This is a genomic window from Paenibacillus residui, assembly GCF_042677205.1.
Taxonomy (GTDB): Bacteria; Bacillota; Bacilli; order Paenibacillales; family NBRC-103111; genus Paenibacillus_L; species Paenibacillus_L residui.
Window position 1 is genome coordinate 14,505 of sequence record NZ_JBHTIU010000069.1, and the last position, 14,031, is coordinate 28,535.

Annotated in this window: 10 protein-coding genes; 7 read left to right on the forward strand and 3 right to left on the reverse strand. The window is 52.4% G+C overall.

Going from position 1 to position 14,031, the window contains the following annotated elements; all coding sequences use genetic code 11:
* Positions 1–19: 19 nt before the first annotated feature.
* Together ACFQ03_RS17770 and ACFQ03_RS17775 are read right to left on the reverse strand one after the other, a co-directional pair.
* The gene (locus tag ACFQ03_RS17770) at positions 20–4,534 is read right to left on the reverse strand and encodes a DEAD/DEAH box helicase (protein WP_379289822.1); all 4,515 of its coding nucleotides are present in this window, start codon (positions 4,532–4,534) and stop codon (positions 20–22) included.
* 234 nt (positions 4,535–4,768) lie between these two features.
* Positions 4,769–5,143 carry a DUF423 domain-containing protein gene (locus tag ACFQ03_RS17775; protein WP_144941427.1) on the reverse strand — a complete coding sequence of 125 codons (375 nt, stop codon included), beginning with the start codon at positions 5,141–5,143 and terminating at the stop codon, positions 4,769–4,771.
* An 894-nt stretch (positions 5,144–6,037) separates the two neighbouring features.
* Here ACFQ03_RS17775 and ACFQ03_RS17780 point away from each other — a divergent pair.
* The 4 genes from ACFQ03_RS17780 (at position 6,038) to ACFQ03_RS17795 (ending at position 10,286) form a co-directional block, all read left to right on the forward strand.
* On the forward strand, positions 6,038–6,484 hold the full coding sequence (locus ACFQ03_RS17780) for a hypothetical protein (RefSeq protein ID WP_144941425.1): 447 nt from the start codon (positions 6,038–6,040) through the stop codon (positions 6,482–6,484).
* 448 nt (positions 6,485–6,932) lie between these two features.
* On the forward strand, positions 6,933–8,078 hold the full coding sequence (yhbH, locus tag ACFQ03_RS17785; protein WP_144941423.1) for a sporulation protein YhbH: 1,146 nt from the start codon (positions 6,933–6,935) through the stop codon (positions 8,076–8,078).
* 5 nt (positions 8,079–8,083) lie between these two features.
* Positions 8,084–9,508, forward strand: a complete 1,425-nt coding sequence (locus tag ACFQ03_RS17790) for a SpoVR family protein (RefSeq protein WP_144941421.1) — start codon at positions 8,084–8,086, stop codon at positions 9,506–9,508.
* 412 nt (positions 9,509–9,920) lie between these two features.
* Positions 9,921–10,286, forward strand: a complete 366-nt coding sequence (locus tag ACFQ03_RS17795; protein WP_379289826.1) for a helix-turn-helix domain-containing protein — start codon at positions 9,921–9,923, stop codon at positions 10,284–10,286.
* Between the two features lie 42 nt (positions 10,287–10,328).
* On the opposite strand, the gene ACFQ03_RS17800 is transcribed toward ACFQ03_RS17795, so the two are convergent.
* A complete protein-coding gene (locus ACFQ03_RS17800) occupies positions 10,329–10,520 on the reverse strand; it encodes a hypothetical protein (RefSeq protein WP_379289828.1) in 192 nt (63 codons plus the stop codon).
* Between the two features lie 550 nt (positions 10,521–11,070).
* Here ACFQ03_RS17800 and pseB point away from each other — a divergent pair.
* Genes pseB through ACFQ03_RS17815 form a run of 3 tightly spaced genes read left to right on the forward strand, consistent with a single transcriptional unit; the run spans position 11,071 to position 13,998 of the window.
* The gene (gene pseB / locus ACFQ03_RS17805; protein WP_379289831.1) at positions 11,071–12,069 is read left to right on the forward strand and encodes a UDP-N-acetylglucosamine 4,6-dehydratase (inverting); all 999 of its coding nucleotides are present in this window, start codon (positions 11,071–11,073) and stop codon (positions 12,067–12,069) included.
* Positions 12,056–13,267, forward strand: a complete 1,212-nt coding sequence (pseC, locus tag ACFQ03_RS17810) for a UDP-4-amino-4,6-dideoxy-N-acetyl-beta-L-altrosamine transaminase (RefSeq protein ID WP_379289833.1) — start codon at positions 12,056–12,058, stop codon at positions 13,265–13,267. The genes pseB and pseC overlap by 14 nt, the downstream gene beginning before the upstream one ends.
* Positions 13,264–13,998 carry a cytidylyltransferase domain-containing protein gene (locus ACFQ03_RS17815; protein WP_379289835.1) on the forward strand — a complete coding sequence of 245 codons (735 nt, stop codon included), beginning with the start codon at positions 13,264–13,266 and terminating at the stop codon, positions 13,996–13,998. The genes pseC and ACFQ03_RS17815 overlap by 4 nt, the downstream gene beginning before the upstream one ends.
* Positions 13,999–14,031 lie beyond the last annotated feature (33 nt).

The window sequence follows — 14,031 nt, forward strand, 5'->3', positions numbered from 1 at the left end:
TACATGCGGGTATAGGCAGCTAACGGAATGAGCTGGGCCATATAACGATTTTATGGCGATCGCGCTCGGCTCCTCTGTGCAGCAGCCAGTCCGCCGCCTCCGTCTCTCCGACCGGGAGGCCGTTCCACTGCTCGACGGCGATTTTCCTCTGGCCGCTCTGGCGGAGGGTCTGCATGAGCAGCTCCGGCAGCAGCTCTTTCCAATCCGGGCCTTCCCCGCTCCGCGAGCTGCCCGCCTTGTCCTCCTCCATCGTTATGATTCTTCTGCCATAATGCTCCAGCCACAGCAGCCACTGCTCCCCCCGCATAACCAGGTAATTGCCCGGCTTGCGGGCGTAGGACGCTTCCTTCCTCGCCGGCCACGGAACCGTTATCCCGTATGGATTCGCCGGATCGGAGGCTGGCAGCAGGATGAGCTCGGAATCGGAATAGCGGATCGTATTTAACGACTCCGCAGTCTCCTTCAGGGCAAACTGCATAGCGCTAACCCCCTGGATGAACATTCCGCGGGCAACGATCCCCCATTCTTCCAGCCGTTTGAAGACGCCGATCATCGTATCCCAGGAAAAAGGAGCTTCTTTGGCCGTTTCCTTGGTCACGATCCCATATCGCTTAAGCAGCAGATGCGCCCACTGCACGGCCGAAGTTTCGGCCCTTTCCGGAGAACCTTCGGCCGCTTGAGAAGACGGCTCCAACGCATACCAGCGGCCGAGACCGGACTGAAACTTGCCGGTCCGGGAAGCTTTGCTCTGCCGATAGGTCCTGATCGGACCAAGCTGATCGTTGGACACGCGCCCTTCCCAGACCAAATCCATCAGCTTGTCCAGCATCACCGAAGGGACTTCTCCCGCCTCCCGGCTCAAGGCGGTCAGGAAGCTTGCTCCTTGGGACCGGAGGAGATCAAGCAGCGGCGCATGAACGCTCTGTTCTTCCCGGCTCTTCAGAAACGGGGCATACAACGGTCTGGAATCGGCTCGGAAGAAGGCGATCCTGCCGTCCTTGTCCTGCTCTTCCTTCGCGCCCATCCAGATCCATTCGCCGGACGCCAACAGCAGGTCAAGCTCTTCCTTGCGATAAGCGGACAGCCGCGCGGGGAAGACTTGCTTCTCCCACTGCTCCAAGGGGAGGTAGACCCCCTGCAGCTCCTCCAGCACATCATTCAACCCCTCCGCCCCGGACGGACGCTGGCCGGCAGCGATGCGATGACGTTCGGCCAGGTAACGGCACAATCGGGCGGATGGCACCCGCTCCACCGATCTGCGGAAATCCCGAATCGATATCCGGATCATCCGGCGGGTTACCTTGGTGCTTGTGAATAGCTGCTCCTTCTCCCGGTCGGCAAAAGGGGCAGGCTCCATCACCTTATCCTCCCGCCATTCGGCCAGCAGCTCTTCCGTCCGCTGTGCCGAAAGACCGTATCTCCGCTGCAATTCCTCCGGAGTGAAGGACAACCGGTGATCGATATACCGCCTGCAGATGAAGGCTGCCGCAAGCGGATCGCTCCCGATCGTCTCGTACAAATGCCGTTCATCCCGGCAAATCCAGCGGGCCTCTCCCGATTCGGTCCATTCCGCCACCCGTCCTTCAGCCGCGAGGCTGTCCAGCCATTCCCCCGCCTGCTTGCCGGCCAATCGGAATAATTCCTCCTTGGTATGGTCGCCACGTTCCTTAAGGAGCCGGTACAGATCATCCGGTCCGCGCCATTCAAGGCCTTCTCCCTGCTCCAGCCGCTTCTGCTCCCGATCCAGCACCTCCGGGCTAATCATCCCCTGAAGGCTCTCCTCGCCGAAATACTGAGCGGCCAAGTCTCTGCTTATGCTGGCCAACTGGATCTGGAGGTCCGGCTTCAACGCATCGGACTCATACAGCGACACTCCCACGTAATCCAGCAAAAATTGGGCGGCAAAGGGCGACGGGAACCGGGTTCTTGCCACCTGCCATTCGATCTCCCCGTTACCGATGCGGGTCAACACTTCCTTCAGACCGCCCGTATCCAGTGTATCCTCCATGCATTCCTTCATGGCTTGATGCAGGAACGGGAATCTCTCCGCATAAGGAAGCGCTTCTTCCAGCAATCCTTCGCTGCGCAGACGTTTCTTCCAGGCCGGCATTCGGCTGAAGCCTTTGGACAGCAGCAGAGAGGTCTCCGCAATGCGGCGAAAAGCGATTCCGAGCATTGGGGTCCCCGGCAGCGATTCCAGCAGAAGCCGATCCAGGGAAGCCGCATCCACCTGGCGCAGAGCGGCTAACCAGGCCGGGTCCCATTCCGGGAAAATAAACTCGATGCCGTTATCCCTCGCGTTGGCAAAGTATGTCCGGTGGACCACTTCGTTCAACCGGGCCTGAATAGCCAACTGCCAGGCCAAATTCAAGCGTCGTCCGAACAGCGAATGAATAACGACATGATGCTGGTTCGTATCATCCAAGAACTGTTCGACGACGATGCGCCGATCGGTTGGCAGCGGGCAAGCGGCTTGCTGACTGCGGACCCACGAGATCAACTGCTCCGAAGCCCCGGCATCCATCCGGTATTCCTCCATAAGCCATTGCCGGGCTTGGTCGGGATCTTCCTCGATCCGCCCCCCAAACTCGTCCATGAACCGTCCGATCCGGACTCCCAGCCCGTAACTGCGGCCGAGCGCTTCCGCCCGCCAGAAAGGTATTTCACTGAAGCGGTTCTCCGCTTCCGTCACGTAAACCCGGTCGTGCTTGATCGAGCGGATCGACCAGGAGTTCGTCCCCAACTGGAAGACGTCGCCGGGCCGGCTCTCGAAGACGAACTCCTCGTCCAATTCCCCAAGATGCTGCCGGGTGTCCATATGGTACACCGGGTAGCCGCTGCTTTGGGGAATAGTGCCTGCGCCCATGACGGCGGCCATGGGCGTATGCGCGCGGCGGCGGAGCAGTCCGGTGTCGCGGTCCCAGTCGAGTAGCGGGCGGGCGAACGGATACAGCCCCGCCAGCACCTCGAGCATACTGCGGAACCGGCCGCGCGGGAAGCCGCGGAAGCAGTCGCTGCGCGTGAGCACGCGATAGAGCTGCCCCTCCTCCCAGTCATCGACGGCGACCATCGCCGTCACCTGCTGGGAGAGGACATCGAGGGAATGCCGCGGAATGCGGATTTCCTCAATGTCCCGGGCAGCGATGAGCCGCGCCAGCACAGCGGCTTCCGGCAGCTCGCCGCGGCTGCGCGCGAGGATGACGCCGCAGCTGGCGTCGCCCACAGCGTGCCCGGCGCGCCCGATGCGCTGGATGCCGGCAGCGACCTGCTTGGGGCTGTCGATCTGGATCACCAGCTCGACATGCCCAACGTCGATGCCGAGCTCCAGCGACGATGTCGCGACGAGGCAGCGCAGGGCGCCTTCCTTCAGCAGCCGCTCGACCTCGAGCCGCTTCTCGCGGGAGACGCTGCCGTGGTGCGAGCGCGCCGCTTCGAAGCCGAAGTGCTCGTTCAGCCGGAGCGTCAGCCGCTCGCACAGCCGCCGGTTGTTGACGAAGATCAACGCCGTTCTGCTGTTCTCCATCAGTTGAACGATTCGTTCCACGATGGAAATCCAGAACAGCTCCTTCTCCTTCGACCGCGCCGGGCGCTCCGGCATAGTGACGAGCAGCTCGTAGCGCTTCTCCATTTCGCTGTGCACAATCGCCACGCTTCTCGCCCTCTCCCGGCCGCCTCCCCCTTCCGCTGCGTCTTCGCCTCCCGCGCCCGATCCCGGTTCGCCTTCGCCGTTCTCCTCGGCCTCTGCTCCTTCCTTCGCGCCGGTTACGTCCGCTTTGCCGCCGCTTGCTGCGCTTTCCTGAACGGCGAGGCCCTTCCCTCCATCGGCCGACGTCATCGCTCCGCCGCTCTCAGCGGCAGCAGGCGCCTCCCAGCCGCCCAGGAAGCGGGCCACTCTTTCCAGCGGCTTCTGCGTCGCAGAGACGCCGATTCGCTGGAACGACCGGCCGCTCCACTCCACCAGCCTTTCCAGCGTAAGCGACAGATGGGCTCCGCGCTTGTCCGCAGCCAGGCTGTGGATTTCATCGACGATGACCTGCTCCACCGTTTTCAGGATCTCCCTTGCTTTCGGAGAGGTCATCATGATATACAGGGATTCCGGCGTCGTCACGAGCAAATCCGGCGGGTTCCTGAGCATGGAAGCCCGGGTGCTCTGCAGCGTGTCCCCGGTGCGGATGCCGATTTTCAGCTCCTGCCAGTTCCCGCCGATTTCCTGCGAATACTGCTTCATTTCCTCAGCAAAGCGAAACAAATGATGATGAATGTCGTTATTGAGAGCCTTGAGCGGCGTGACATACAGTACTCTTACTCCCGGGGCGGCATTCGTCCGCTTCTCTTTATTCCGTACAAGCGCATTCAGACATGGAAGCAGTGCGGCCAAAGTCTTGCCCGACCCGGTCGGCGAAGCAATCAGCGTATGGCGCCCGGACAGAATTTCCTTCCAAGCCTTACGCTGAACCTCGGTCGGCTCGCCGAAGGACCGGTGAAACCAGCCCGCGAGCACCGGATGAAAAACCGATAACAATTCCTGTTCCATCATTCCCCTCCTAACCTGACGAAAACCTTCTATCTCCGTTTTTCTGAAGTGTCTGAAGCACGGAGATTTTCTCAGTATACTTGCACAATCAACACCGGTCTCTCAAGAAAGATAGCCTCCAATGAATCTGAATGTAACCAAGACCGATTCTACAAACCGTTGATTACTTACCGATCCAAAAAACGGGCCGCTTCTTTCTCGGACTGTACTGGAAAGAAACGTACCCGTTTGCCCTTACTTCCATTTAACAGCGGATACCGCGACAAGCGCCCATCCTACGATGAACATAACCCCGCCGAAAGGAGTAATCATTCCCAGCTTGTTGATTCCGCTCAGAGCCAGAACATACAAGCTGCCCGAGAACAAAATGATCCCTACAAATAAAAGTCTGCCGGCCCACAGCAGTGAACGCGAATTCGGCATCTTCGCGCTTAGAGCGGCAATGGCGAGCAGCCCCAGAGCATGGTACATATGATACCTGACTCCGGTCTCGAATACGTTCAGCAGTCTCTCATCAAGAACGGAAGCGAGCCCGTGCGCCCCGAACGCCCCCAGGGCAACGGCCAGTAGAGCATTAATGCTGCCTAAAATGGTAAATAATTTTTGCATATTCCAACCTCCTGCAGAGAACCTTTGCCAGCATCATATCATATTTTTTTCTCGATTGCTTGTTCATGGGCTATGCCAACCGCGACGATTCGAAACTCTTTTTTCATTCTGTGAACAACTGTTGAAAACTTCACTTTCAATGGACATTTTTCCATCCATCTTTTCGGGAACTTTCAATATGGACTCTGGAGTTTTGGTCTGCAATCAGCCTCCCCTTCCTTTCGCCATTCACTTGATCTTCCTACCTCTTTGAATCCTCTAGCCGAGACTTTGGACTGTTATCCCCTTCCCTCAGAATGGATCGGCGACCGGGGGGGCCATCTGCAGATTGCGTTTATTGTTGTTTTATTTTCATATCCGCTTAAAGCCGAGTTCCTCTTGGTAAAACACTGGGTTAAAGGAAGAACCGACGGAAGAAACGAGTGAAAGAAGCAGCAGTCGTTTGACGAGATCATACACTAGTCCGTGATATGAAGGACCTGAGCGAGGGGGATAACAGTCATATGATGGAGCTCACCAACAAGTCCGGTATGAAGCCGCTGAGCGATTGGGATAACAGCCCATATGTCTAAATAAAGAACCGCTAGTCCGAAAAATGAGAAACCTGAATCAAGGGGATAACAGTTGGAAGAGGCTGTCAACATAACTTGATGCCAACCGCTTTTCAGGAGGCGTTAACGCTATAATGAACATAGAAACTTTGCGATGTGGTAAAATAATGATATTATTTTTGGCGATGAAGATTTATATTTCCTTGGGCAGACGTAGACTGCTTTCGCCATCTGGGGCCTCTTAATTGAAGCCTTAAGGCACTTATTGAGGACGGAATGAAATCTTATCTTAATTGCCGTATCAACACATTATTTATCGCTTTAATAACGGAGGGAAAGCTGAATGGATCATTTCAATGAGCAAGAACAGGAATCGTTTAAAAATAAGGAGGAGGGCTTTCGAAATCATTTCATAACCGCCGAGAAGCATTCGGGACCGGGAATCGCTTCATTCGTAATGTCGCTTCTAGCCGGAATCGGATACATCGTGCTGTTTGTCGGCGGAGTTGCTGTCCTGAGCACCCAATTGGCAGGACTCATGCCTAATCTCGATCTGGAGAACCTCGAACAGCTTCAGCAAACGCCGGAGCTCGTCGCCTCTCTTCTTTTCATCGGGCTTGGAATGCTCGGTTCTTTCGTTTTCGCTTTAATCGGGCTAATCCTTGGCATCATTGGATTGCTGCAGCAAAACCGGAAGAAGGTGTTTGCGGTTATTGGAACCGTATTAAGCGGCTTGCTGGTCGGGATTCCACTGCTTTTCTTCCTCTTTTCGATGGGGATGGGAGTTTAGGAGAAGCCCGCACCGAGAGGCCTTTCGCCAGCCAGGCGGAAGGCCTCTTTTTCTTTTTCAAGGTAATTCTTTTTACTATACAAACGGCGGTTTCTTTTTCACCAACTAAAAGATTCTCAACGAGCGCCGGGAGAGGTACGCTGTAGGACAAGGGCCATTCTCACAATCTGCCGGGTTCCGCCCCTGATTTTTAATAGAATTCCTGGCCCAAATAGGCGGATTCCATTCATGGTTTTGCGAAACTTGAATATATTTGAATAACAACCGGAATAATGCTTCATTCTTATTCATCGCTAAACATTAGCGGATTGCGGCATTCTATTGAGTTGAACAGTGTTTATAACGAAGATCATGAGACGAATGCCATTCATCCCTTATTCTGTAATTGCACAGGCTCATGCCGATCCATCCGCTAATAATCCGAGAGAATTCTCGAGGAGGTGCCTGCATGTCCGAGCCTTTATTTATCGTTTCCAGGGAAGACTGGTCCTTGCACCGCAAGGGCTACCAGGATCAGACCCGCCATCAGCAGAAGGTTAAGGAAGCGATCAAGCAAAATCTTCCTGACCTCGTCACAGAGGAGAGCATCATTATGTCGGACGGCAAGCAAATCGTAAAGGTTCCGATCCGCAGTCTGGATGAATACCGTTTTCGGTACAATTACAATAAATCCAAGCATGTCGGTCAAGGCGACGGAGATAGCCAGGTAGGAGACGTGCTGGGAACGGATCCCTCATCCGGCCGGCCGGGCCAAGGCCAGGGGGCCGGAGATCAGGCCGGCGAAGATTATTATGAAGCCGACGTGACGATGGAGGAACTGGAGACGCTTCTGTTCGAGGAACTGGAGCTGCCTGATCTGCAGGAGAAGCAGAAGGATCTGATGAAGGCTTCCGATATCGTCTTCCACGATGTCCGCAAGAAGGGTATCATGTCCAACATTGATAAAAAGCGGACGATTCTTGAAAATTTAAGGCGCAATGCCAATGCCGGAAAGCCCGGAATCTTCGGAATTTCCCCGGATGATTTGCGCTTTAAAACCTGGGAGGAAATTGAGAAGCCCCATTCGAATGCCGTCATCATTGCGATGATGGACACTAGCGGTTCGATGGGAAGCTTTGAAAAGTATGTGGCCCGCAGCTTCTTCTTCTGGATGACCCGGTTTCTGCGTTCCAAATATGAGAAGGTGGAGATCGTCTTCATCGCTCATCATACGGAAGCCAAGGAAGTAACCGAAGAAGAATTTTTCACCAAAGGGGAGAGCGGCGGAACGATCTGCTCCTCCGCTTATCAGAAATGCCTGGAAATCATAGACAGCCGTTATCCGGAGGCGTACTACAACTTGTATCCGTTTCATTTTTCCGATGGCGACAATCTTACCTCCGATAATGCCAAATGTCTGGATTTGATCGGCAAAATCATACAGCGGGCCAATATGTTCGGATACGGAGAGGTGAATCAGTACAACCGCAGCAGTACGCTGATGGCCGCTTACCGGCAGCTTCAGAACGATAAGTTCCAATTCTGCATCATTCGCGAAAAAGGCGAAGTGTACAAAGCTCTCAAAACGTTTTTCGCGAAAAAAGAAACGGGGTGATCGTCTTGACCTCCGACGAAATCAAGCAATTGGAGTGGAGCATCGCGGAAATAACGGAGATTGCGCAAGGCTTCGGACTTGACTTTTATCCCATGCGCTATGAAATATGTCCGGCCGATATTATTTACACGTTCGGCGCATACGGAATGCCGACCCGCTTCAGCCATTGGAGCTTCGGCAAAACGTTTCACAAGATGAAGATGCAGTACGATTTCGGATTAAGCAAAATTTATGAGCTGGTGATCAATTCGAACCCGTGCTATGCCTTCTTGCTGGACGGAAACTCCCTTATCCAGAACAAGCTGATTGTGGCGCATGTATTGGCCCACTGCGACTTCTTCAAAAATAATGTGCGCTTCTCGCGTACGAATCGCAATATGGTGGAGAGTATGTCTGCCTCGGCCGAAAGAATCCGTCTCTATGAAATTGAATACGGCAGCAAGAAGGTCGAAGCCTTCCTCGATGCGGTGCTGGCTATTCAGGAGCATATCGACCCGAGCCTTGTTTACCGTTACAAACAGGACGCCAGGGAACGCGAAGACAAGGAAGGCGAGAAGGAAAAGCTTCCGAGCGTCTCTACCCCCTATGATGATCTGTGGTCGCTGGATGATATGCAGGATAGAAAGGAAGAGGCGGACACTCCGAAGAAATTCCCGCCGTCCCCGGAGAAGGATCTGCTCTGGTTTATTCAACAGTATGCGCCCGAGCTGGAGGAGTGGCAGCGTGATATTATAACCATTATGCGGGACGAAATGCTTTATTTCTGGCCGCAGCTGGAGACCAAGATCATGAACGAAGGCTGGGCCTCCTACTGGCATATCCGAATTTTGCGGGAAATGGATTTGACCCCGGAGGAGACCATTGAATTCGCCAAGCTGAATTCCGCGGTCGTTCAGCCGTCCCGGCACAGCCTGAATCCGTACTACCTGGGCCTCAAAATTTTTGAAGATATCGAGAAGCGCTGGGATAAACCGACCGCGGAGGAAATCGAAAAGTATGGGCGAGCCCCCGGAGAAGGACGCAGGAAGCTGTTCGAGGTACGCGAATTCGATTCCGACACCTCCTTCATTCGCAGCTATTTAACCAAAGAACTGGTCGAGGATCTGGATCTTTATCTGTTCGAGAAAAAAGGAAATGAGTGGAAAATTACGGACAAAACGTGGGAATCCATTCGCGAACAGCTTGTTTATTCTCGCGTGAACGGAGGATTTCCCTATCTCGTTGTAGAGAACGGAAACCATTTAAAGAACGGGGAGCTGTATTTAAAACACCAATTCGAAGGAATCGAGCTGGATTTAAAGTATGTGGAGAAGACTCTCCCTTACGTTCAGCAGTTATGGGGGAAGGCGGTCCATCTGGAAACCGTTGTAGAAGATAAATCAGTGCTATTTTCCTATGACGGAAAAAAACATATGAGACGCTTTTTATAAAATTTTATTTCAATGTTATTTTGCAAAAGCTAGCCAGGACGGGCACAGTTGACCGTCAACCTGTTCATAATGTCACGTCGTTTTAAACCAAAGACCGGACCCGTCCTTTTTCACTAAAGGAGGTCCGGTTTTATTTTATAGGACAGCCGGCCTATAAAAATCAGTATTTCCCCTGCAAAAACGAGATTGTACTACCAAAGAAAGGTAGCTGTACCATGGTTTCCAATTGCTTTTTCAACCATTTTCTGATACACTCAGTATCGCAAATCTTTTTTTTGCTTTCAAAACCTCGATACAATTTGTATCGGATATTTATTTTTTTTATTTTTTTCGATATATGATTCAAAATGATACATTTCGTTTACAGTTCTGAAGCTTACACAAATAACTGCTGCCATAGGTGGTGAACCAAATGGAATACGGAAGCCGAATTTACGCTCTTCGCACCTCCAGGGGCTTGACTCAGGAGCAGCTCGCCCAACATTTGAAAATTTCACGGGCTTCTCTCGCCCATTACGAACAGAACCGCCGAGAGCCTGATTCTTCCATGCTGAGCAGAATTGCCAACTATTTTGACGTCTCCGTCGATTATATTATCGGGAGAACGAACAACCCGCAAACTGTCCTGGACAATGAGGTTAGAGAGTTTGTGGATCAGTTGGAGCTATCCGATGAAGAGATCATTGCGAAGTTTAAATTGACAGTAGACGGCGTTGAATTGAGCCCGGAAGAGGCCAAGCGCTTTGTCGCCTTCGTCCGTGCGGAGAGATCTATGTAAACCGTCATTCCCGCTGGTTTCCTGCTTCTGCTTAGAGGAAGCTTAGCGGGTTTGATCCGTCTCCGTTCCTCTATTGAAATTCGATTCCCCCGAATCCGTCATCCCCGTAACCGTGTCGCCTTTATCTTCATTCACCAGGATTGCAAATTTACCTGGGTTGATGCTCAGTTGTTCCATCACCCTATAGACATCCAGCTCGATTTTACCCTTTGACTTTCCAGAATTTTGGCTCAATGATAAGCAACTCCCCGCGAATAAATCAATTTTTTTACATTTATGGAACAATAACTAAACTGTATGATACATTTCGTATCTTGTCAAACGCTTTTTTTGTATTACTGTGTCGTATTCCTTCGAATTCGCCTTAAATTTCCCAACATCTTTATTCTACTTTATGTTCATGAACATTTTTTAACATTTATTTCAGAATATTGATCTGAAATGTTCATCGCTTGCCGTAGTAAATTCAACACACGATATAACTTTATGTATACAAATGTATATATTGCGGGTATGGGATATTGTAGCATACTTTCCTTTCTAATGCTGAACAAAATTTCTTATACCCTATAATAAGCTTTACAAATTAGCGTACTCCCCTCTAACTAATGAATCCTCCTATCACACCTTCCACTTCCAAAAGGACGTCATTTTTCAAAAAATAACAATTGACGAAAGAAAAAGAATGTTATAGATTGGGATTGATACATATCGTATCCATTCGGAAACAATTCGTAACGTTGCGCCTTTTGGGTTCATAATTGAGGGGAGGAAAGCTATATCAATGAATCTTCAGAATAAGACGGTGCTGATTACGGGCGGAACCGGGTCCTTCGGCAAAACCTTCACGCGCAAGATCCTCGGATACGGGATCAAAAAAGTGATTGTATTCAGCCGGGACGAACTTAAGCAATTTGAGATGATGCAGGAATTCGACGATTCCAGAGTGAGGTTTTTTATCGGGGATGTGCGCGATAAGGAAAGACTCCGGCAGGCATTTGACGGGGTAGATATCGTTATTCATGCGGCAGCGCTTAAACAAGTAGGGGCCTGCGAATATAATCCGTTCGAAGCGGTCAAGACGAATATTATCGGGGCACAGAACATTATCGAAGCGGCGATAGACCGCAATGTGAGCCGCGTAATCGCTCTAAGCACAGATAAGGCAGCCAGTCCCGTAAATTTATACGGAGCCACCAAGTTGGCATCCGACAAGCTGTTCGTAGCAGGCAACTCCTATACCGGAGGGAAGGAAACACGGTTCGCCGTCGTCCGGTATGGCAATGTAGTCGGCAGCCGCGGCAGCGTTATCCCCCATTTTCTGAAAATGAAACCGACCGGAATTCTGCCGATTACCGACGAACGAATGACGAGGTTCTGGATTACGCTTGAGCAGGGTACCCAGTTCGTTCTGGACAGCTTGACCCGTATGCGCGGGGGAGAGATTTTCGTTCCGAAAATTCCAAGCGTTCGTATTGTCGATCTGGCTGAAGCGATTGCTCCGGAATGTCGGCTGGAATATATCGGGATCCGTCCGGGAGAGAAGCTTCACGAAGCGATGATCACGGAAGATGATTCCCGCCGTACCCTTGAATTCGACTCTTATTATGTGATTCAGCCCGAATTCCCCTGGTGGCAGAATGAAAGCGAACAGACGGAGCAGGGATCCCCGCTGCCTGAATCGTTCAGCTACATGAGCCACACGAACTCGGCCTGGCTGTCCGTTATGGACATCAGAGCGGAGCTGGGACTCGGAGCGGAGGCTGTCCATGCGAGCGTCTAATCTTCTGCATCCCGTGCGGGAACAAATGCTGCCCTATGCCAGACAATGGATCGATGAGGACGATGTTGATGCCGTTGTTCAGGTGTTGCGGAGCGATTACCTGACTTCCGGTCCGGCTGTAGAACAATTGGAGCGCAAAATAGCCGAATATGTCGGAGCCGCCTACGCCGTGTCGTTCGCCAACGGTACCGCCGCTCTTCACGCCGCATGTTATGCAGCCGGTATTGGGCCCGGGGATCGGGTCATTACGACCCCGATGACCTTCGCGGCGAGTGCAAACTGCGTTTTGTACCAAGGCGGAATTCCGGTATTCGCCGATATTGACGAGCAAACCTACAACCTGGACCCGATGGCGGTGGAACGCCTGCTTACGGACGATACAAAAGCGATTATTCCGGTTGATTTCACGGGCCAACCGGCCGATCTGGACGCGATTACTGAGTTAGCGCAGCGGAGAGGAATCGTCGTTATTGAAGACGCCGCACATGCTCTCGGCGCCGAGTACAAAGGCCGTAAAGTCGGTCAAATTAGCGATATGACCATGTTCAGCCTGCACCCGGTCAAGCATATTACTAGCGGGGAAGGCGGGGTGATAACGACCAATAGCCCGAAGTACTACGAGCTTCTGAAGCAATTCCGTAGCCACGGCATTACAAGGAACCCCTCCTCTTGGGAGAACGAAGGAAGCCGCTGGTACTATGAAATGCAATTTCTAGGCTATAACTACCGGCTGTCCGATCTGCAGGCCGCTCTCGCCTGCAGCCAGTTGGATAAGCTGGATCGGTTCGTTGAACGGCGGCGCACTATTGCCGCTCAATATAACGAAGCTTTCTCAAGCTGTCCGCAGCTGCAAATTCCTTATCAGGATCAGGCAGGGGTTTCGAGCTGGCATCTGTACATCATCCAATTGAACCTTGAGCAACTATCGGCTGGCAGAGACGTTATCTATGAGGCTCTTATCCAGGAAAATATCGGGGTCAATGTCCACTACATCCCCGTCTATTATCATCCTTACTATCGCGGCTTGGGATATTCCGGACGGATCTGTCCGAGAGCCGAGCGATTGTATGAACGGATACTTACCCTGCCTCTGTTTCCGGCCATGACGGACCAGGATGTGGAGGATGTCATTCAGAGTGTCCACAAGGTCATTCAGCATTATTCCATAACAGAAGCCGAACAGGAGGACTCGATTTGAAAGTTGTTGCCATCATTCAGGCCAGAATGAATTCTTCCAGGCTTCCCGGCAAAATACTGATGAAAGTGTTAGACAAGCCTCTGCTCGAATATCAGGTGGACCGATTGCGGAGAGCTTCCCTGTTAGACGAAATCGTCATTGCAACGACCGTTGGACCGAAAGACGATGCCGTTGCCGAATGGGCCGGGAGGCAAGCTCTGCCTTGCTTTCGCGGGCCGGAGTATGATGTTCTGGCCCGATATGCCAAGGCTGCCGATCTATTCGGGGCTGACGCGATCGTTCGCCTGACCGCGGACTGTCCTATTCTGGATCCGAGAATAGTCGATCAGGTTGTCCACGCCTACAAGAGTCTCGCGCCGGAAGTGGATTATGTATCCAACATTCTGAAGAGAACCTTTCCCAGAGGGATGGATACGGAAATTTTCTCCGCCCGGGCGTTGAAGCAAGCTCATATCGCAGCGGAACGGCCCTATGACAGGGAGCATGTCACTCCTTATCTATATAATCAGCCGCACCTTTTTCGAACGGCGGGCGTCACCTATTCTGCCGATGAAAGCCGCTATCGGTTGACAGTGGATACACCTGAGGATTTTCAGCTTATTCAGCGGATAATCGAGGTATTATATCCGACCGATCCGCATTTTTCTTTGGAAACGGTTCTGGAACTGCTCCGAACGCATCCCGAGTGGGCGGAGATCAACGCGCACATAGAACAAGCCCCGGCCATGTAACAGGTCATAACTAAATTGCCCAGTGCATGGAGG

Excerpts from the sequence above, each read along its gene's own strand:
- ACFQ03_RS17770 (WP_379289822.1), bottom strand. The coding sequence starts at position 4,534 with ATGGAACAGGAATTGTTATCGGTTTTTCATCCGGTGCTCGCGGGCTGG.
- ACFQ03_RS17775 (WP_144941427.1), bottom strand. The coding sequence starts at position 5,143 with ATGCAAAAATTATTTACCATTTTAGGCAGCATTAATGCTCTACTGGCC.
- ACFQ03_RS17780 (WP_144941425.1), top strand. The coding sequence starts at position 6,038 with ATGGATCATTTCAATGAGCAAGAACAGGAATCGTTTAAAAATAAGGAG.
- yhbH (WP_144941423.1), top strand. The coding sequence starts at position 6,933 with ATGTCCGAGCCTTTATTTATCGTTTCCAGGGAAGACTGGTCCTTGCAC.
- ACFQ03_RS17795 (WP_379289826.1), top strand. The coding sequence starts at position 9,921 with ATGGAATACGGAAGCCGAATTTACGCTCTTCGCACCTCCAGGGGCTTG.
- pseB (WP_379289831.1), top strand. The coding sequence starts at position 11,071 with ATGAATCTTCAGAATAAGACGGTGCTGATTACGGGCGGAACCGGGTCC.
- pseC (WP_379289833.1), top strand. The coding sequence starts at position 12,056 with ATGCGAGCGTCTAATCTTCTGCATCCCGTGCGGGAACAAATGCTGCCC.